This window comes from Pseudomonas sp. SWRI154 (assembly GCF_014268645.1).
Taxonomy (GTDB): Bacteria; Pseudomonadota; Gammaproteobacteria; order Pseudomonadales; family Pseudomonadaceae; genus Aquipseudomonas; species Aquipseudomonas marvdashtae.
Genome location: NZ_JABWQW010000090.1, coordinates 1 through 393, shown reverse-complemented (window position 1 = coordinate 393; position 393 = coordinate 1). Strand labels below are relative to the sequence as shown.

Here is a 393-nt window from a genome sequence, read left to right as displayed (position 1 = left end):
GCGAGTTTTTATTGGGAATGGCAAGGCCTCGGCCCGGCGGCCCGCTGCGTGCGGCACTGGGCATCTTTTGCGCAGATGGACAGCCGCTACAGCTGGGGCGAGGACGGCAGCGTCACGGTCCAGAACCTCGATGGCAGCCAGGAAGTCTACGTCCACGACGACCGCGCGCGGCTGGTGCGCCAGGTCGATCCTGATGGCGGCGAACACCTCAAGGCCTATGACGAACAGGGTCGACTGGTCGCCGAACAAGACCCGCTCGGCGCGCTGACCGAATACCGCTACGACGAAGTCGGACGGCTGGTGGCGCTGATTCCGCCCGAAGGCGAGCCCACGTCCTACGAGTACCGCAACGGTTTCCTGCACGCCCGGCATCGCGGCAACGCCGTGTGGACC

The 393-nt window shown here is 66.4% G+C and carries 1 protein-coding gene; it reads left to right on the top strand.

The genetic code is table 11. The annotated features are described in order from the left end of the window. On the top strand, positions 1–393 hold a 393-nt coding region (locus tag HU806_RS26285), incomplete at both ends, for an RHS repeat domain-containing protein (RefSeq protein ID WP_186615815.1).